Source organism: Luteibacter sp. 1214, assembly GCF_031455395.1.
GTDB classification, from domain to species: Bacteria; Pseudomonadota; Gammaproteobacteria; order Xanthomonadales; family Rhodanobacteraceae; genus Luteibacter; species Luteibacter mycovicinus.
Genome location: NZ_JAVDSQ010000008.1, coordinates 56,266 through 74,689 on the forward strand (window position 1 = coordinate 56,266; position 18,424 = coordinate 74,689).

An 18,424-nucleotide genomic window follows, 5' to 3' on the forward strand; every position below is an offset into this window, starting at 1 on the left:
ACTGGGTTGACCAGTCGCGCCCAGTGGCCGCGCATAGCAGACGAAATCAGACGCCCCCACTGGGGGCGTCTTCACATTTGCGTCCTCAAGTCGCGGGAGCGACGGCCGTATATGTGCACTAAGTCACACTTAAGTAGTAAAATTCGGCAAAATTGCCTAAATCGATCCAATCGCACGCCGGACAGGGGTTACGCGAGTCATGGACTATCTGGAAGCAGAGAACGCGCTTCTTCGTGAGGGATTACGGGCCACCCGGCTCGGCCTCTGCATCACCGACGCATCGGGTCGGGTCGTACAGACGGCCGGTGATTTCGCTGATCGGCTGGGCATCACTGAAAAGGACCTGCTCGGCGCGGAGCTGCGCCTTCGCATGCCGGCCACCCTCATGCTGCCCCAGGCCGCCCCCTTGCTGGATATCGACAGTGCGGAGCTGAGCACCGAAGGCCAGCTTCGCCGCGATGGCGCGATTGAGAAATTTCTTCTCTTCCAGGCGCGTACCGTCACTCAGCGGGGCGAGCGGTTCCGCGTCATCAGCGTCATGGATGTCAGTCTTTTCGGCGTCAGCCGTGGGCGTCTCAGCGATCTGCAGAGCACGCTCGAGGCGATCGGTGCGGGCGTCATCATGGTCGACGCACAGGCGGTCGATCAGCCCATCGCTTTCGTCAACCGTCGCTTCGAACAGCTGACCGGCTACACAGCCGCGGAGTGTATCGGGCGCAACTGCCGCTTCCTGCAGGGTCCGGATTCGGATCCCCAGGCGATTTCGGCGCTGCGTCGTGCGATCGCACTCAAGCAGGCCACCCAGGTCGTGGTCCGCAATTACCGCAAGAATGGCGAAGCGTTCGATAACGAGCTTTACGTCTCGCCGGTGTCGGACGATCACAACGAGGTGCGCTGGCTCGTGGGTATCGTCCGCGAGCGTCGCGATCGCACCCTGGTCGGTACGGGGGCCGCATGAGCGAGGCCACCCTTGCCATCGCCTTCGGCCCCATGCCGCTGGGCGACGCCATGTTGCTACGTGCGGGACTCCGTCTGGCGGGCATCACATGGCACACCGCGCCACGTGAGAAATGCGACGTGTTCTTCGCGGTGAGCCTGGGCGACCTCCCGCCCGCCGTCCGTGGCGGCCCGCGCTGTGTCATCGCGGGTCCGCGTCGCGCCTCGTCGGTTCCCGCCATCTTTCTGGATCGCTGGCCCAACATCAGCCAGATGTCCGATGTGATGTCGCTGCTTCGCACGCCGGTGCGCGACCTGCCCGCCGCCGCGAATTCGCCTCACATGACCGCCGCCCTTCCTCCCAGCCCGCTCGATCGCTGGCTGGACGAAGTGGCACGAGCGGAAACGCGCGACCGCATGGTCCACGTGTCTACGGCATCGGGCCCGACCGCGCTGCTCGACCCGGCCAATCGCTGCGCCTGGCTGGCGCCGTCGGCCGTAGGTCGCCTCGCCGAAGTACTTGGCGAGGGTCAGGTGATGCTGTCCAGCGTGCCACGCGGCATTCCGCCGTCGACGGCCGTACGCTCATCGCTCGCGCACGTGTTGTGGGCGCTGGCGCTGACCGGCAACTGGCAACCCGACGCGCTGGGCATTCCCGGCGACCGCCGCCTCAAGCTGCGGCGCTGGCCGGACTTCGGTTCGCTCGAGCGACGCGACACCTTTCTTCATGTGGCGTCCCGCCTGACCCGTCACCCGACCTCGCTGCATGCCCTGCTCACGACCTTTTCGAAAGATCGCGACGATCTCCTCGTCTTCCTCGCCGGCTGCCGACTGTGCGGATGGCTGGAGGTCACCGCCGACATCGACGACACACCGCCCCCGGTCGTCGCACCCGCACCGAGCCGCCTGTACGCGGCGGTCGGTGCGATCCGCCGCGCCCTGGGTATGAAGGAAGCGAGCCGATGAGCAAGGATTACAAGCTCGTCTTCATCGGTCCCATGGGGGCTGGCAAGACGACCGCGATTACCGCGATCAGCAGCAAGCCACCGGTCGTCACCGAGGTGCGCAATACGGATCGGGAGGCGCATGCCAAGGCGTCGACCACGGTCGCTCTGGACTACGGCGAAGTGGTGATCGAAGGCGGCGGTCTGTTGCGCCTCTATGGCGTGCCCGGACAGACCCGCTTCTCCTTCATGTGGCCCATGGTCGGCAAGGGCGCGCTGGGGGCGGTCCTGCTGGCCGACGCCGCGGCGCCCGACGCACTGGCCGCCCTCGACCCGTTCCTGGAGGCTTTCGGGCACCTGCTGCGCGATCAGCGAGCCGTGCTCGGTGTGGGTCGCGGTGACGTGCCCGGTGCCGTCCCGACGGACGACTTCATCGAACATCTCGCCTCCCGCGGTTACACCACCCCGGTTTTTTCCGTAGACGTGCGCCAGCGCGCAGACGTCCACCTGCTTCTCGACGTACTGTTCGTGCAGCTGGAAGGCCGCACGGACGGCGCTGCCCTGGAACTCGCCCCATGAACACCTCATTTGCTGCGCCGATGTCGTCGTTGTCCCGTACCCAGCGTTTCGTGCTCGAGCAGTTCCTGTCGGTGATGATCGAACGGATCAATGGAGCCGAAGGGGCGATGCTGGCCACGGCTGACGGGTTTCCATCGGCCTTCTCGGGTGCGCTGGACGAGACCATGCAGAACCGCGTCGCGGCCGTGATGAGCTCGCTTTGCGCGCTGGGTGAAGCGGCCGGCGCGCAGATCGATGCGGGCGGGCTGGAAATCATCAGCCTCCAGTTCAGCGACCGGCAGATGCAGGTCGTTTCCATCCGTGGCGAACGAAGCGACTACGTACTCGCACTCGTCGCCCGCGCGGACGTGCTCCTGGGCAGCAGCCTGTGGGCTATCCGCGAATGCGCCACCCAGATCCGCGAATCGCTCCGGCCCTGACCGGAACAACCTACGAACACAAACAAGGGGAAACACCATGGCTACTCTGCAAGAATCGCTCGCCGAACTGATGACCACCGATGGCGCCGTCTGCGCCGCGCTGGTCGACTCCAACAGCGGCATGTGCCTCGGCACCGCAGGCAACACCGGCACCTTCGACCTCGACATCGCCGCCGCCGGTAACACCGAAGTGGTCCGCGCGAAGATGAAGACGATGCAGTCGCTGGGCATCAAGGAAGCGATCGAAGACATGCTGATCACGCTGGAAAAGCAGTACCACGTGATCAATCCGGTCGCGAAGTACCCGGGCCTGTTCCTGTACGTGGTGCTCGACCGCGCCAAGTCGAATCTGGCGCTGGCGCGTCGCCGTACGGCTGACGTGTCGGCGGCTGTCGCGATCTGATGTAGCGATGCGTGGCCTCTGGCGCCCCCGGCGTTCCGGGCGCGCCAGAGATGCTTCGTCGTCGCCTAGTTCGATGACGAACAGTGCATGTCGAACGGTATCTCACCGTTCTGCGGCTTGCGAATCAGCGAGACATACTTCGTGAAGACGTGGTCGGATGCCGGTCCACTCGAGCGATACCAGACAAGCTTGCCGGCCTCCGGCACGAAGTAAGCATCTTCATTGCCATATGCGGGGCAAACGGGATAGCCGCCTCGCTCTGCCGCGTTGGCGCAAAAGCGAACATACAAGCGACCACTGCGCCACGCGCCGCTGAACTCACCGTCGTCACCCCCGGTATCCGTGCCGTCCGACCAGGTGCCTTTGACGTCGGTTCCCTGCTGCGTAGCCGCGAATTCGACGAAATGACCCATGTCGCATCGGCTGCGGTATCCCCACTTTCCCACCACCGACGCGTCACCGGGTCCGAAAGCGTTGAGCCGCCCGTCAATGACATGAGCACGCTGTAGCGTCTGGCTGACCGCGCATGCGTTCTTCGCAACGCCCTCGGGTGTGTCCGCGACCCCGCAGCTCTTCGCCCGGTCGGCTACCCACCGCTTCTGCTCGGCATCCAGTGCTTGCTGGGCCGCCGGGTCGAGTTTGCTGAAAAGTACCGAATATTCGATATCCAGCGTGGCCTGATGATGGTCAAATTCCGACGCCAGGCAGACGTTGTGGTCGCCTTTGCCGGCGGCAAGGAGACAAGCGGTATAGCCCTCCGTGACTCCGCCCTGGGTGGGCAGATAGGGGTTTCGTACCTGCTCCGCTACCGCACTGCCGACGAACAGCAGCAATAAGCACCCGATCAGAATCCTGCTCATTCACTTCTCCTTGTTTGCGCTCCGCCACGACCCAGCGCTGAGTCCACACCTCGCGACGTCGAGCGACCGGAATCCTAACTCAGCGCGTGATCTGTAGAGAATCGCGCCGGGCGGTATCATGCACGGCCAGCGCGCCGTCACAGGCGCCCTGCCCCATCGCAACTCCTCGGAAAATCATGGCTTTACCAGACGACGACCGCTCGGCCGCCGGGCATACGCCCTTCATGCGCCAGTACCTCGGTGCGAAGGCGGAGTATCCGGACATCCTGCTGTTCTTCCGGATGGGCGACTTCTACGAGCTGTTCTACGACGACGCCCGCAAGGCGGCGCGGCTGCTCGATATCACCCTGACGCAGCGCGGCCAGTCGGCGGGCGCCCCCATTCCGATGGCCGGCGTGCCCTATCACGCGGTCGAGAATTACCTGGCGCGTCTGGTCAGGCTGGGTGAGTCCGTGGCGCTGTGCGAACAGATCGGCGATCCGGCCACCTCCAAGGGGCCCGTGAAGCGCGAGGTCGTCCGCATCGTCACCCCGGGTACCGTGACCGATGCGGCGTTGATGGAAGAGCGCCGCGACAATCTGCTGCTGTCCATCGCCGCTGGCCAGACAGGCTATGGCCTGGCATGGGTCGACCTGTCGACCGGGCGTTTTCTGCTGACCGAAGTGGGCAGCGCCGAAGGTCTTGCCGCCGAACTCGCACGCCTGCAGCCGGCCGAAACGCTGGTCGGTGAGGACGTCGCATGGCCGAAGCTGGTCTCCTCGCTGCCGGGCCTGCGCAAGCGCCAGCCGTGGCATTTCGACGGGGATGCCGCCACGCGTGAGCTCTGCCGCTTCTTCAGAACGCGCGACCTGCGTGGCTTCGGCGTCGACGGTATGCCGCTTGCCGTTGCCGCCGCGGGTTGTCTGCTCGGCTACGTCGAAGAAACCCAGAAGGCCGCCCTGCCCCATCTCACCGGCATGGCCGTGGAAAACGCGGGCGAGACGATCGCCATGGACGCCGCCACGCGCCGTAACCTGGAAATCGACACGCACCAGAGCGGCCGCGTCGAGAACACGCTGCTCGGCGTGCTCGACGAGACGGTGACGCCGATGGGTGCGCGTCTGCTGCGTCGCTGGCTCAATCGTCCGCTGCGCGATCGCACCGTCCTGCGCGGACGCCATCAGGCGATCGGGAGCCTGATCGATACGCGCCGTCATGCGACGCTGCGCGAACGCCTTCGCGGTATCGGCGACCTCGAGCGCATCCTGGCGCGCGTGGCACTGCGTTCCGCGCGTCCGCGCGATCTGTCCACCTTACGCGACGGCCTGGCTGCCGCACCGGCATTGCGCGAAGACATCGCCGGCCTGGACAGCCCCTTGCTGCACAGTCTGGTCGAGCGTATCGGCGACCACGCGGAAACCGCGGCACTGCTCGCCCGTGCGGTGATCGCGCAACCGCCGGTGCTCCTGCGCGACGGCGGCGTGCTCGCCGAAGGCTATGACGACGAACTCGACGAACTGCGCCAGCTCTCCACCAATGCCGACCAGTTCCTCGTCGACATGGAGGAGCGCGAGAAAGCGGCCAGCGGCATCGCCACGCTGAAGGTCGGCTACAACCGCGTACACGGCTATTACATCGAAATCTCCAAGGCGCAGTCCGAGAAGGCGCCACAGCACTACACGCGGCGGCAAACGACAAAGAACGCCGAGCGCTACATCACCGAAGAACTGAAGCAGTTCGAAGACAAGGTGCTGTCGGCAAAGGAACGGTCGCTGATGCGCGAGCGAGCCCTGTACGAACTGCTGCTCGACAAGCTCACCGAACGCCTGCCGGAACTGAAGATCGCCGCCTCGGCGATGGCTGAACTGGACGTACTGGCGGACCTCGCCGATCGTGCGGAGACGCTCGACTGGGCCGCGCCCGAACTCACCGACGTGCCCGGCATCCGCATCGACCGCGGCCGCCATCCCGTCGTGGAGAAGGTGCGCGACGAGCCTTTCGAGCCGAATGACCTCGCACTGGACAGCGATCGTCGCATGCTCGTGATCACCGGCCCGAACATGGGCGGTAAGTCGACCTACATGCGCCAGAACGCGCTGATCGTCCTGCTCGCGCACGTCGGCAGTTACGTGCCCGCGTCGGGCGCGACGATCGGACCGATCGATCGCATCTTCACGCGTATCGGCGCGGGTGACGACCTGTCGCGAGGCCAGTCGACCTTCATGGTCGAGATGAGCGAGACCGCTAACATCCTGCATAACGCAACCGAGTGCAGCCTCGTACTGATGGACGAAGTGGGTCGCGGTACCAGCACGTACGATGGCTTGTCGCTCGCGCGCGCGGCAGCTGTGCATCTTGCGGCGACGAGTTGTGCGTACACGCTGTTCGCCACGCACTACTTCGAGCTCACGGAACTGGCCGGCGATTACCGCACGATCGCCAACGTGCATCTCGACGCGGTCGAATACGGCGAGCAGCTGGTCTTCATGCACACGGTGAAGGATGGCCCGGCCAATCGAAGTTTCGGATTGCAGGTGGCCGCGCTGGCAGGTTTGCCCAAGGCCGTGATCGCGGACGCGCGTCGTTATCTGGCTGCGCTCGAGCAGGGCCACGAGGTCACGGCGGCCGTCGCGACACCGCCTGCCGCGGCGCCGCAGATGGGGTTATTCGCGCCTCCGTTGCCGTCGCCGGTCGAGGAGGCACTGCGGGCGGTCGATCCGGATGACCTCACACCCAGGGAGGCGCTGGATCAGCTTTACAGGCTGCGGAAAATGCTGCGCTGAACCATTGAAGGACCCTATGGGATCGATCTGAACAATCGAATTCCACTAAGCGACGTCTGTTCTTATAGTGGGGTCGTTCCATTTCACGGAGTCTTACGACTCTCCATCTTCGGCTCCGTGACGCCCCCCGCTCCCATCCCGAGTCAGCAGCCCGGGGTTGGAATTCGGGGGGCGGTTTTTATCTACCTGCCTTCCAGAGCGTAGCGCGTCGCCCAACCGGACTCGAACGTACCTGGCTTCTGAGGCAGGGCGCTAACGCCGGCACCGAGCGTCAGCCTGGCCGGCTTCGCCGCGCGGAGCAGGTCAGCCAGCGATGGAGCAAGCAAACCGCTTCGTTGCCATTCCGCAACATGCTCAGCCGTGGCGGGGATACGCAACAGGTTGAACGACTTCAGGGCGCAGGTCGCCATGTCGCCATCGGACTGCCTGCATGCGTCGTGATCGATGACGACACTGGCGCCGTCCACGACAAAACCGTCGACATAAACCACATCGCCCTTGCCGACCCGGAACGACGCAAACGGATGCAACAGCTGCGTCGTGACCAGCAGCCCGCTGACTTGCTTGTCGCGCAGCACGGTCTGGTATCCCCCTGCGGTCGCCTGCTTCGAATAGCTTCGGGTGCCGACGTCGAAGCCGGCGCATCCGCCCGTCGTGGCATCCATGAGGGCGCAATAGGTGCCGGTATAACTGCCGTTTTGATACGTGGCGCTCTGCCACACCTGGGTCTTGTAGTACTCGGTATCCTGCGTGGACACAAACGATGCCGTGCCCAACGGCGACCTCGCCGAAGCAGCCTTCCCCGACATGTCCGGCATGGGCGAACGGCGAAACTCTGCGCTGGTGCCTTTCAAGTCATAGGTGCCGGGATCCACGATAAACAGGCCATACTCCGAGTTGCCGCTGCCGCCCGGGTACCTGTACGCAAACCCATGCAAGCCCTGCTCGATCATGCTCGACATGGAGCCCGTACGCAGTACATCGGCCGGATCATCCGTACGACGCCACTCAGTCGTAGCCGTGAGGTCGATCCAGTAATTGACCAGTTGTTCTTCCCTGAGCTTGTCGACTCCCATGGCCTGGTATTTCTTGGATACGAACAGGGATGGCACAGCGACAAACGCCTTGCCGGCATGGATCGCACGCACGAAAAGCGCTTCGATACCATCGTTGCGGCGTTTCAGGTCGTCCGTGCGTTTCGCCATCGCAGGATCTTCGGCCTGCTTGAACGGGTTCCGGAACCGCGAGGCACTCCCGGTGCGGCTGGGTGATGAAGGCGCGGCACCAGCCACTGCGGCTGCCACCATGGCGCAAGCCGCAGTGCGAAGCACGTCACGCGACCCTTGCTGCTTCGAGAACGTACGAAGCACGAGAGATGCCGCCCCCATGTCGCCATCGAACTCCACTCGCACGGGAAACGGCCTGACATCGGGCACATTCATGATCGTCGAGCGAACGTAGGCGGCACTAGTGAGCGCAATGTCCATGGCGCCCTTCTTGCCGCGATACTCCTCCCGCACCATGCGCGCGTCCGGGGTCTTGCCGAGGAACGCCTTGAGACGAGCCAGAGCTTGTCGTGCGTCTTCTCCGGATGAGGTCAATGTCCACGTACCGAAGACGGAACGGGTTCCACCCACCACATCGGTTTCGTCTGTGAAGTTCGCCTCGCAGAGGCGTGTGGAATCCTCTGGGGAAATGGGGTCGGGTAACGCGCCCGATCCACTTTGTAGCGCAGGTGCGCCGGAAATGCCTGCAGCCGCGACGGACGGCTGTGATCCGCCGGACTTTACCCGCGCAAGAATGCCGCACATTGACGCGCGCATGTCCTTTTCACTGGCCCCCATCCCGGCGGGCAGACTGGCCTTCAGTACGAGTTGCCCCTTGTCATCAGCTGAAAACTCGACAGGAAATCCTCGCGCATTGGCCTGCGCCTTGTTGGTGAGAGCAAGCGTGGCAGTCGATCCGGTCAGCGTATCCTGGCCGACTTCAAAGTCCTCGCTCGGTGCGACGGCCTTCATCTGCGCGACTGCGCCCTGCGCCGTGACGCCAGGAGCGATCGAATGTGCCTCGAAAACCTTCCCGGAAAACAGACTTCCGGAGGACTTGAACGTGGACTCACACGTGTCCGCGGCCCGCACGGCAGGACAGAGTGACAGAAAAACTAGCGCCGCCACGCCCGATAGGCACGTTGAAGCGATGGATCGAGGGGATCGCTCGCGTAGACCGTAAAACATCATGCTGTCCTTGTTCCCTGAAAATGATCCTGCCAGCCGGCATCCGCCGATTGGACACTGAAAGGGTCACGGGAACAAGCGGCGCCGATCCCAGAGGTCAGTCAAGGCTCATCGAAGTTTTTTCCGCCGCCCTATCACCCTGCCATGACCGATGGGAACGGTATTTACAGGGTTTTCTTCAGGTCCTGGATCAAGCGCCGTGCATGCTTGTCAGGGCGCGAGTCCGGGCGCAGCAACGCACCGCCGGTGAGGCGGCGATCCTCGCGCTGACGTTCGCGTTCGGCAACGCTTTCGTCGGTTTCCGTATAGAGCTTGCGCGCCTCTGGTGCGGGTCCGCGTTTGCCCGACAACGCGGCGACGATGCAGGTCAGGCGTTCTTCCCCGCGGGTGATCTTGAACGTGTCGCCGACGGCCACTAGCTTGGCGGGCTTGCAGGTGCCCTCATTGAGCTCAACCTTCCCGCCTTCAATCGCCCGCTTGGCCAGGCTGCGGGTCTTGAAGAAGCGCGCGGCCCACAGCCACACATCGGCACGCACACCTGCGGAACTGGTCTGATCGGTCATGCGAAGAGTGTGCGGACGGCCCGCCCGAAATCCAAGCGGTCAGCCGGCGGGGAGAAACAGGTTGCCCAGCGGAATGGTCACGAGTGACAGCAGAATGCCTGCGCCCAGGACGGTGTTCGCCAGACGCGGCTCCAGTCCGTGCTGGTCGGCGAGAATCGCCGCCGAAATCATCGGAGCCATGGCTGCCTGCAGCACGCCCACGGTGAGTATCAGGCCGCTTACGCCAACGGCGAGGCCGATACTCAGGACGATCAACGGCGCCAGCAGCAGCTTCCAGCCGAGGCTGGCGGCGAGAGGCCCGGCCTCCTCCCTGCGCAGGTGCAGCTTGAACTGCAAGCCGACGGAGAAGAGCGCCAGCGGCGTCAGGGTCTGACCGACTTGCAGAAGAACCTTCTCGATCGCCGACGGCCAGCCCCCAGACACGCTCACGACGATACCCACGAGCAAGGCCAGAAAGGCCGGAAAAGTCAGTACCCGCCGGACGATAGTCGGAACACTCGCACCCTTGCCGGAGTAGATCGACGCGACCACGATGCCGCCCGCTGCCAGCAAGGGGAAGCAGCCCAACTGATCGGCGATGACCGCGATCGACAGACCCGGCTTACCGTGCAGGGCTTCCATCAACGGATAGCCCATGAACGAGGTGTTGCCCAGGCCGCTCACCAGCGTGAGGCAGCCGATCCGCTGCGCCGACCAGCCCAGGACCCGGCCAAGCAGCGCGAAAAGCGCCCATGCACCGAAGAAGGTGACGTACATCCCGACCACCGGAAACCACAGGTGCGCATCGACCGTCACATGCGGTACCAGCGCGAGAACCAGCGCTGGCAGCGCGACGTTCAGCACCCACCAGTTGATACCGGGAACCATCCCCTCGGGCAGGTTGGCGTAACGCCGGCAGAGGATGCCGAGCGCCAGACAGACGAAGAGGATGAGCAAGGCTGACATGGGGCGAACGATAGCAGCCCGCCCCGTCAGATGTAGGAGCGCCTCGCGCGCGACACGGCTCACCATCGGCACGTGGTCGCCAGGTGTGTCGCGCGCAGGCGCGCTCCTACATTCTTCGGCGCCTCTAGCCCAGCAGCACCCGGTTCATCCGCTGCACGAAGGCGGCGGGGTCGGACAGCTGCGCACCGGCGGTGATCTCGGCCTGCTCGAGCAGCAACCCGGCGAGATCGGCCGCCCGGGTGTCATCGGCTTCCGCGGCGAGACGCTTCACCAGCGGATGCTCGGGGTTGAGTTCGAGCACGGGCTTGGATTCCGGCACGTCCTGCCCTGCTTCGCGAAGCAGACGAGCCAGATGCGGGGCGAGGTCGAAGTCGGCGAGCGCGAGGCACGACGGCGAATCGGTAAGACGTGCGGACACACGGACGTCGCCGACGCGGTCGCCGAGCAGCGCCTTGGCGCGATCGATCAGCGGCGCGGCGGCTTCGCTGGCGGCCTCCTGCTTCGCCTTGTCGGCCTCGTCCAGCGGGAACTCGCCCTTGGCCACGTTGCGCAGGCGCTTGCCGTCGTACTCGGTGAGGTAGCCGAGCATCCACTCGTCGACGCGGTCGAACATCAGCAGGACTTCGATGTCCTTCGACTTCAGCGCCTCCAGCTGCGGGCTGCCGGCGGCGGCGGCGTAGCTATCGGCGGTGACGTACCAGATGGTGTCCTGACCGACCGCGGCGCGGTTGATGTACTCGTCGAACGATACCGTCTTGGCCGAGCCCTCGCCCTTGGTCGAGGCAAAGCGCAGCAACTTGGCGATGCGGTCGCGGTTGGCGGTGTCTTCGACGATGCCTTCCTTGAGCGTATTGCCGAAACCGGCGAGGAACGTGGCGAACTTCTCCGGTTCGTCGCGCGAAATCTTCTCTAGCAGATCGAGCACACGCTTGGTGCAGGCCGCTTTGATGCGCTCCAGCTGACGGTTCTGCTGCAGGATCTCGCGGCTGACGTTCAGCGGCAGATCGTCGGCGTCGACCACACCGCGCACGAAGCGCAGGTAGGTGGGCAGGAGTTCTTTGGCAGCGTCCATGATGAAGACGCGCTTGATGTACAGCTTGAGACCCTTCGGCTCTTCGCGACCGCCACCGCCCATGAGGTCGAACGGCGGCTGTTCCGGCACGTAGAGCAGCGTGGTGAAGCTCTGGCTGCCCTCGACGCGGTTATGCGTCCAGGCCAGCGCGTCGTTGAAGTCGTGGCCCAGGGCCTTGTAGAAGTTCTGGTATTCCTCGTCCGTGATCTCGCTCTTCGGGCGCGACCACAGCGCGGACGCCGAGTTGATCGTGGTCCACTCGGTCGGGTCCGGCTTGCCGTCCTTTTCGACGGGCATCCTGATCGGGAACGCCACGTGGTCGGAATACTTGGTGACCAGCGAGCGCAGCTGCCAGGCCTTGAGGAATTCGTCCTCATCCGCCTTCAGGTGCAGCACGACGGTGGTGCCGCGCTCGGAGACCGTCATGTCCTCGAGCACGTACTCGCCCTTGCCGTCGCTCTCCCAGCGCACGCCTTCGACGTCCGCGGCCCCCGCGCGGCGGGTGATCACCGTGACCTTGTCGGCCACGACGAAGGCGGAGTAGAAACCGACGCCGAACTGGCCGATCAGGCGCGCGTCGGCTTTCTGCTCGCCGGAGAGGGCTTCAAGGTAGCGACGGGTGCCGGAGCTCGCGATGGTGCCGATGTTGGCGACCACCTCATCCTTGCTCATACCGATGCCGTTGTCGCGGATGCTGATGGTGCGGGCATCCGGATCCCAGGTGATCTGGATGCGCAGGTCCGCGTCGTCGGCGCTCAGGTCGGGCTGCGCCAAGGCCTCGAAACGCAGTTTGTCGCAGGCGTCGGAGGCGTTTGAGATCAGCTCGCGAAGGAAGATTTCCTTGTGCGAGTAAAGGGAGTGGGTGACCAGATGCAGGACCTGGGCGACCTCGGCTTCGAACTTACGGGTTTCCTGGCTCACGATGCCGTTCCTTCATGGGATGGACTGGCAGCGGATTATGGGGGCGGCTCCGTGAGGAAAAAAGGTTAGGCCGCCCTCTGCAGTGCCGCGATCCGCTCCTCGATCGGCGGGTGGCTCATGAACAGCCGCTTGAAGCCCGAGGCCAGATGGCCGGAGATGCCGAAGGCCTGGATCGTCTGCGGCAGGGAGGTATCGCCATGGTTGCCGGACAGGCGCTGCAAGGCCGAAACCATCGACGCGCGCCCCGCCAGGCTGGCGCCGGCGGCATCGGCGCGGAATTCGCGCCAGCGGGAGAACCACATGACGATCATCGAGGCGAACAGGCCGAAGACGATCTGCAGCACCATGACCACGACGAAATACCCGATGCCGCCCTCCCCGTCGCGCTCGCGGCCGCCGCTCATCCAGCTGTCGACCACGCGGCCGACGATCCGGGCCAGCACGATCACCAGCGTATTCAGGACGCCCTGGATCAGGGTGAGGGTGACCATGTCACCGTTGGCGACGTGCCCGATCTCGTGGCCGAGCACGGCCGAGACCTGCTCGCGGTCCATCTGCTGGAGCAGACCGCTGCTGACCGCCACCAGGGCGTTGTTGCGGCTCATGCCCGTGGCGAAGGCGTTCATCTCCGGGGCGTCGTAGACCGCCACCTCCGGCATGCCGATACCGGCTTTCTCGGCGTGACGGCGGACGGTCTCGACGAGCCAGCGCTCGGTCTCGTTGGCCGGCTGCGTGATCACCCTGGCACCGGTGCTCATCTTCGCGGTCCACTTGGAGATGGCCAGCGAAATGAAGGCGCCGCCCATGCCGAAGACGGAGGCGAAGACGATCAGGCCGCCGATACCCATACCGCGCTGCGCGGCCCACTGGTCGATACCCAGCACATGGGTCACGCACATCAGCAGAAGGATGACGGCGAGGTTGGTGGCAACGAAAAGAGCGATGCGTTTGAACATGGGTTTCTCTCTTATGACGGCTGGCTGTGTGGCGCCGCCCTGGCGAAGTTTTCGGGGCAGACGCTGAACGATTCAATGCCCGCATGCGCCGCGTTCAGCCGGGCCGCGCCCTGACGCGGGTTCGTCGGCGGCGTCATCGCCTACACTGAGTCATCCGCGTCCCGCACGCCTTGAGAAACTGCTCAACTTTTCGTGTCATCGAACCCTCCACGCTACCGGGGACGCTTCGCTCCCTCTCCCACCGGCGCCCTGCATTTCGGCTCGCTGGTCGCAGCCGTGGGTAGCTGGCTGATGGCGCGGCGCGCGGGCGGTGACTGGCTGGTGCGCGTAGAGGACATCGATCCGCCACGCGAGATTCCCGGATCGGCCATGTCGATCCTCGCCACGCTGGAGGGGTTCGGCCTGATCGCCGACGAAGCCCCGGCGTACCAGTCGCGCCGGAACGATCTGTATGAGTCCGCCTTCGCACGCCTGCAGGCGGCCGATCGGGTCTTCCCCTGCTGGTGCAGCCGTGCCGACCTGGCCATCCACGGAGGCATTCATCGGGACGGACGTTGCATCGCGCCGCCGGACCCGTCACGCCCGCCCGCGTGGCGCCTGCGCACGCCCGACCGGACCGTCACGTGGCACGACGACCTCCAGGGACCCCAGCGCGAAAACCTCCGGGAAACGGCGGGCGACTTCGTGATCCGCCGTGTGGAGGGGCTCTGGTCGTATCAGCTGGCCTGCGTCGTGGACGACGGCGACCAGGGCATCACCCAGGTCGTTCGTGGCGCCGACCTGCTCGACTCGACGGCCCGGCAGATTCATCTCCAGTGCCTGCTGGGCCTGCCCACACCGGATTATCTGCATTTGCCCCTGGTGCTCGACGCGGAAGGCCGCAAACTGTCGAAGTCCGCAGCCTCCCTTCCGGTCGATGCCGGGGATCCGCTGCCCGCCCTGCGCCGCGCCCTGGCGTGGCTGGGCGTGGACATCCGCTCCGCGGCCACCCGTCCGGAGCGGATCCTGCGCGATGCGCTCGATGGATTTTCGCCTGCGTCGCTTCGCCGCAGTAGTCTTACCCCCGCCCCGACGCTATAAAAGTCGTTTGCCCGCAAAACGGGCCACCATCGAAACAGGTCAGAAATGAAGCAAGGGATCACGCAACGCACGGCCCTGGTCACCGGAGGCACCGGCGGCATCGGTACGGCGCTCGTGCGCTACCTTGCCCGTCAGGGTCATCGCGTGGCGACCAATTACCGCGACGAAGCCCGTGCCGCCGCCTGGCGCGAGGACATGATCCGCGACGGCATCGACGTGGTCATGGTGCCCGGGGACGTCTCCGAGCCGCACACCGCCGAAGCCATGGTCCGCGAGGTCGAAGCGCTGGCCGGTCCGGTCGAGATCCTGATCAACAATGCCGGCATTACCCGCGACACCACCTTCCACAAGATGGACTACCAGCAGTGGACCGAGGTGGTGAACACCAACCTCAATGCCTGCTTCAACGTCACCCGCCCGGTGATCGAAGGCATGCGCTCGCGTCAGTGGGGCCGTATCGTGCAGATCAGCTCGATCAATGGCCAGAAAGGCCAGTACGGCCAGGCCAACTACGCCGCGGCCAAGGCCGGCATGCACGGTTTCACCATCTCGCTGGCACAGGAAAACGCGCGCTTCGGTATCACGGTCAACACGGTGTCGCCGGGTTACGTGGGCACCGACATGGTCATGGCCGTGCCGGAAGACATCCGCGCCAAGATCGTTGCGCAGATCCCCGTGGGACGGCTGGGCCGCCCCGAAGAGATCGCCCACGCCGTGGCGTTCCTTACCTCGGAAGAATCCGGCTGGATCACCGGATCCAATCTCGCGATCAACGGCGGCCATTACATGGGCTGGTAAGTCCTAGAGCCCGAGGTCGTCCAGCGAGTTCGGCTCACCGATGGTGCGGTGATTGTGGTGCGCACGAAACTTCGACATCACCATGTACGCCACACGCCTGGCACGCATCACCGAACCCAGTGGGCGATGTGCGGCCACGCCATGCCACGGACTGAAAGACAGACCGTCGTCGATCGCCTGCTGGCGCACTTGGTTCCATGCCTCCTGTGGCTGAAGCACGATGCGCGCCACGTCGATGTACGGGCTCTTTTCTTCCGACCAGGCCACCGAGGCGTCCTCGATCGGCATGCTCTCGGCATCGGTACAGAACTGGACGCGCAGATCCCACTCACCGCCTTCGCGGGCGAAGTGCTCGACCATCGCGTCACGCAGGCCGTTGGGCTTGCCGTTGACGTTGAGCTCCGCACCCGTGAGCGCGGTCAGGTTCGGTGAGTGCGGCGCGACCGACACCTTCACCACGTAGTCGCCGAAACGAATCGGCGCCTGGCTGTAGTAGGTGTCGCCCAGCGGATGGGTTTCCGGCTGACCGCCCAGGGCAAGCAGCGTGGAACTCTTGCCGCCAAAGGCCTCGATCACGCGCTCGGTACCGCGCAACACGGCTGACAAGGCTTTTTTCGCGCCCTCGGCACGATCGGTCGTGGCAGCCACGAGCTTCAGCGTGCCGGCGAACTTCTTCGCGTTTGGCGCGGAGAACGCCGGGCCATTGACCATGACGAAGTCCTGCGTGGCGTCGCCGACACTGCCGGGAAGACGTTCGCCTTCGACACCCAGGATCTTGATCGCCATGCCGCGGGGCGTCGAAACGCTGTCGTCGAGGATGTCGCCCGGCACCGTGGAAAGGCGCATGACCAGCGGATACCGTCCGGGCTTCGAAAAAATGCCCTGCGCCAGTTCCACGGGGAGATCGTCCGGGACGATCAGCTCACCGGTGAGCAACCCATGGCTTTTCGCGTGCACCGAGCGGAACGCGTGCTTCTCGTGCTCCAGCGTGGTCTGGTTGATCTTCGTCAGTGTCTCGACGAGCTGCTCCGCGGTCTCCGGCTCATCCGCCTCGATGTGCTCGAGCGATTCGTCGAAAAGGATCGGCGGCGGGGTCAACGAGAGGGGCATAGGGCGGCTTCCGGTCAGGTGGCGTCGGTGGATCGTGCCGCCGCCGCTGTGAACGTCCGGTCGGCACGAGGCACGCCACGTGAAGGCGCCCGCCGCTGCTACATCAGCTTGTAGCTGAAGGTGAGGTTCCACCGGGTCTCGCGGTCGTCGCTTTCCGGGGGACGGTCGCCCGTCGGCCTGGCCAGAGCGAAATCCAGGGAGTAGTGCTTGTTGTCCGACACGCGCACGCCAACGGCCGCCGAATCCAGCTTGTCGATCAGCGGACGTGAGCCATTGAGGTAGACGCGAGCGGTCTGGTAGACCAGATAAGGCACCACGGACTTGATCCACTTCGTACCGGAGACAAAGCCGCGATTGACCTCGGCCGACGCCGCCCAGCCGCTGTCCCCCGCGGCATCGCCCGGGTCGTAGGCATAGGCGTAACTCGGGCCGCCGAAGTTGATCTGCTCGGTCGAGGGCAAGGCGTTGTCGCTGTACTGGCCGGTCCCGCGAACCACGGTACCGAACTTGTGTTTCCACTGCTCCGACCAGGCGAAGTTCATGGTGTAGCGGGTGAAGCTGACGTCGGGGGTGGATATCGCCAGCGGTCCGTTGTTGCTTACCGCACGCGAGTACGCACCCATGCCGGCGAAGCCATGCGCCGCCGCAATGCTGAACTGCCCGGTACGCTGCGTGCCTGCCTGAAGCCATGCCAGTTCCGCATTAAGTACCCGGATGCTGGACTGCAGCGCCACCATCGCACCATTGTCCGTGTTGCGATAACGGTCGTCCTGTCTGGACGCATAAATGCCCATGGTGAGGCTCAGCCGCCGGGTATTGGTCAGCACGATGGGGTAGACGGTGGAGAGCGCCAGACGATCCTGCGTCAGCCGGTGATCAAGATACGCCGGCAACTGGTTATCGGTGTCGGGGGAGCCCCAATAGCGGGTCGCATCGATCTTGCCCTGCCAGCCTTCCGAGCCGAACGGCTCCATATAACCGAGCGAATAGAGTCGCTGCCCTCCCCCGTTCGGGAACAGCGTGGACAGGCTGAGCTGCTCACCGAGCGGTGTCGCTCCGTTTTCCAGCAGGGTAAAGACACCCTGCGCGCCAGGATGGTTGAAGTCCATACCGTAGTTGACGTCGTAGCGCTGGCGTTTGGCGACGAGCTCGAGCTTCGTCGCGCCATCCGTCGTCGTCGGCGGGGGGACGTTGGCACCGACCGTGAGCCCGGGCAGTTGCCCGAGCAACTGGGTATAGCGCTCGAAGGTCTCCTGCCGCAGCGGACGCTCGCCGACGACGTGCGATGCGATGGCCCGGACGCGTGAATCCATGTTGCCGGTGTCGCCGGTCACGCTGACTTCGGAGACGTAGCCTTCGACCACGGCGATGTGCACGACGCCGCCGGCGAAGCTCTGGTTCGGCACGAAGGCGAACGACAACGCGTAGCCGGCCTGCTTGTACATCGCCGTGACACGGTCGGCCGCGGCGATCAGTTCGCGCACCGAGGTGTCCTTGCCACGCATGGGCGCGAATTCCGCCGCGACTTTCGCGAACGGAATGGACCTGACACCGGTCACGTCGAAACGCGTCGGTGTCAGGTGGCTGGCGAGCAGAGCTTCCATAGCCTGCGTGGGCGCTTCCACGTTGACCTTCACGGGCGCCTGCTTCGGCGCTTCCGTTCGGGGAAGGGTCTGCAACGGATTGGCAGGGGCGCGGACCTGCCCTTGCGCGGAACACACGACGGTCATGCCAAGAAGGCACCCGAACCATCGATTCATGGACTTTCCCCTGATTTTTTCCATGTTGCTACGACAACGGGCGGCGCGTGTGCGCCGCCCGTTTTTCCCACGCTTTCAGTTT

16 protein-coding genes are annotated in these 18,424 nt (G+C 64.8%); 8 read left to right on the forward strand and 8 right to left on the reverse strand.

Annotated elements, in window-relative coordinates:
- Positions 1 to 199: 199 nt before the first annotated feature.
- Genes J2X57_RS16805 through J2X57_RS16825 form a run of 5 tightly spaced genes read left to right on the forward strand, consistent with a single transcriptional unit; the run spans position 200 to position 3,281 of the window.
- Positions 200 to 958: a PAS domain-containing protein gene (locus J2X57_RS16805; protein ID WP_309868879.1), complete on the forward strand. Its 759-nt coding sequence runs from the start codon at positions 200 to 202 to the stop codon at positions 956 to 958.
- Positions 955 to 1,902, forward strand: coding sequence for a hypothetical protein (locus J2X57_RS16810; RefSeq protein WP_309868881.1), 948 nt, complete (start codon positions 955 to 957; stop codon positions 1,900 to 1,902). Before J2X57_RS16805 ends, J2X57_RS16810 begins: the two co-directional genes overlap by 4 nt.
- Complete coding sequence (locus J2X57_RS16815) at positions 1,899 to 2,459, forward strand: hypothetical protein (protein ID WP_036114803.1); 561 nt, start codon at positions 1,899 to 1,901, stop codon at positions 2,457 to 2,459. The genes J2X57_RS16810 and J2X57_RS16815 overlap by 4 nt, the downstream gene beginning before the upstream one ends.
- Positions 2,456 to 2,878 (forward strand): roadblock/LC7 domain-containing protein, encoded by a 423-nt coding sequence (locus tag J2X57_RS16820; protein ID WP_043693017.1) that lies wholly within the window; start codon positions 2,456 to 2,458, stop codon positions 2,876 to 2,878. The genes J2X57_RS16815 and J2X57_RS16820 overlap by 4 nt, the downstream gene beginning before the upstream one ends.
- Before the next feature lie 37 nt (positions 2,879 to 2,915).
- On the forward strand, positions 2,916 to 3,281 hold the full coding sequence (locus J2X57_RS16825; protein ID WP_036114807.1) for a hypothetical protein: 366 nt from the start codon (positions 2,916 to 2,918) through the stop codon (positions 3,279 to 3,281).
- A gap of 65 nt (positions 3,282 to 3,346) precedes the next feature.
- On the opposite strand, the gene J2X57_RS16830 is transcribed toward J2X57_RS16825, so the two are convergent.
- The gene (locus tag J2X57_RS16830; RefSeq protein ID WP_309868885.1) at positions 3,347 to 4,141 is read right to left on the reverse strand and encodes a lysozyme inhibitor LprI family protein; all 795 of its coding nucleotides are present in this window, start codon (positions 4,139 to 4,141) and stop codon (positions 3,347 to 3,349) included.
- Positions 4,142 to 4,317: 176 nt separating this feature from the next.
- Here J2X57_RS16830 and mutS point away from each other — a divergent pair, with 176 nt between their 5' ends.
- The gene (gene mutS / locus J2X57_RS16835; RefSeq protein ID WP_036114809.1) at positions 4,318 to 6,903 is read left to right on the forward strand and encodes a DNA mismatch repair protein MutS; all 2,586 of its coding nucleotides are present in this window, start codon (positions 4,318 to 4,320) and stop codon (positions 6,901 to 6,903) included.
- A 182-nt stretch (positions 6,904 to 7,085) separates the two neighbouring features.
- On the opposite strand, the gene J2X57_RS16840 is transcribed toward mutS, so the two are convergent.
- The 5 genes from J2X57_RS16840 to htpX all read right to left on the reverse strand — a co-directional run bounded on the left by J2X57_RS16840 (position 7,086) and on the right by htpX (position 13,594).
- Complete coding sequence (locus tag J2X57_RS16840; protein ID WP_309868887.1) at positions 7,086 to 8,921, reverse strand: hypothetical protein; 1,836 nt, start codon at positions 8,919 to 8,921, stop codon at positions 7,086 to 7,088.
- Positions 8,922 to 9,301: 380 nt separating this feature from the next.
- Positions 9,302 to 9,700 carry a S4 domain-containing protein gene (locus J2X57_RS16845; RefSeq protein WP_309868889.1) on the reverse strand — a complete coding sequence of 133 codons (399 nt, stop codon included), beginning with the start codon at positions 9,698 to 9,700 and terminating at the stop codon, positions 9,302 to 9,304.
- A 39-nt stretch (positions 9,701 to 9,739) separates the two neighbouring features.
- Positions 9,740 to 10,645, reverse strand: coding sequence for an AEC family transporter (locus J2X57_RS16850; RefSeq protein ID WP_197062371.1), 906 nt, complete (start codon positions 10,643 to 10,645; stop codon positions 9,740 to 9,742).
- A 124-nt stretch (positions 10,646 to 10,769) separates the two neighbouring features.
- Positions 10,770 to 12,638 carry a molecular chaperone HtpG gene (htpG, locus tag J2X57_RS16855; protein WP_239708994.1) on the reverse strand — a complete coding sequence of 623 codons (1,869 nt, stop codon included), beginning with the start codon at positions 12,636 to 12,638 and terminating at the stop codon, positions 10,770 to 10,772.
- 65 nt (positions 12,639 to 12,703) lie between these two features.
- Complete coding sequence (htpX, locus tag J2X57_RS16860) at positions 12,704 to 13,594, reverse strand: protease HtpX (RefSeq protein WP_036114822.1); 891 nt, start codon at positions 13,592 to 13,594, stop codon at positions 12,704 to 12,706.
- A 192-nt stretch (positions 13,595 to 13,786) separates the two neighbouring features.
- On the opposite strand from htpX, the gene gluQRS reads away from it, so the two are divergent.
- A complete protein-coding gene (gene gluQRS, locus J2X57_RS16865) occupies positions 13,787 to 14,674 on the forward strand; it encodes a tRNA glutamyl-Q(34) synthetase GluQRS (protein ID WP_309868891.1) in 888 nt (295 codons plus the stop codon).
- Between the two features lie 57 nt (positions 14,675 to 14,731).
- Complete coding sequence (gene phbB, locus J2X57_RS16870; protein ID WP_036118085.1) at positions 14,732 to 15,472, forward strand: acetoacetyl-CoA reductase; 741 nt, start codon at positions 14,732 to 14,734, stop codon at positions 15,470 to 15,472.
- 3 nt (positions 15,473 to 15,475) lie between these two features.
- Here the strand turns inward: phbB and J2X57_RS16875 are convergent, their stop codons facing one another.
- On the reverse strand, positions 15,476 to 16,582 hold the full coding sequence (locus tag J2X57_RS16875; protein WP_309868892.1) for a catalase family protein: 1,107 nt from the start codon (positions 16,580 to 16,582) through the stop codon (positions 15,476 to 15,478).
- A 98-nt stretch (positions 16,583 to 16,680) separates the two neighbouring features.
- Positions 16,681 to 18,342 carry a ShlB/FhaC/HecB family hemolysin secretion/activation protein gene (locus J2X57_RS16880; protein ID WP_197062369.1) on the reverse strand — a complete coding sequence of 554 codons (1,662 nt, stop codon included), beginning with the start codon at positions 18,340 to 18,342 and terminating at the stop codon, positions 16,681 to 16,683.
- Positions 18,343 to 18,424 lie beyond the last annotated feature (82 nt).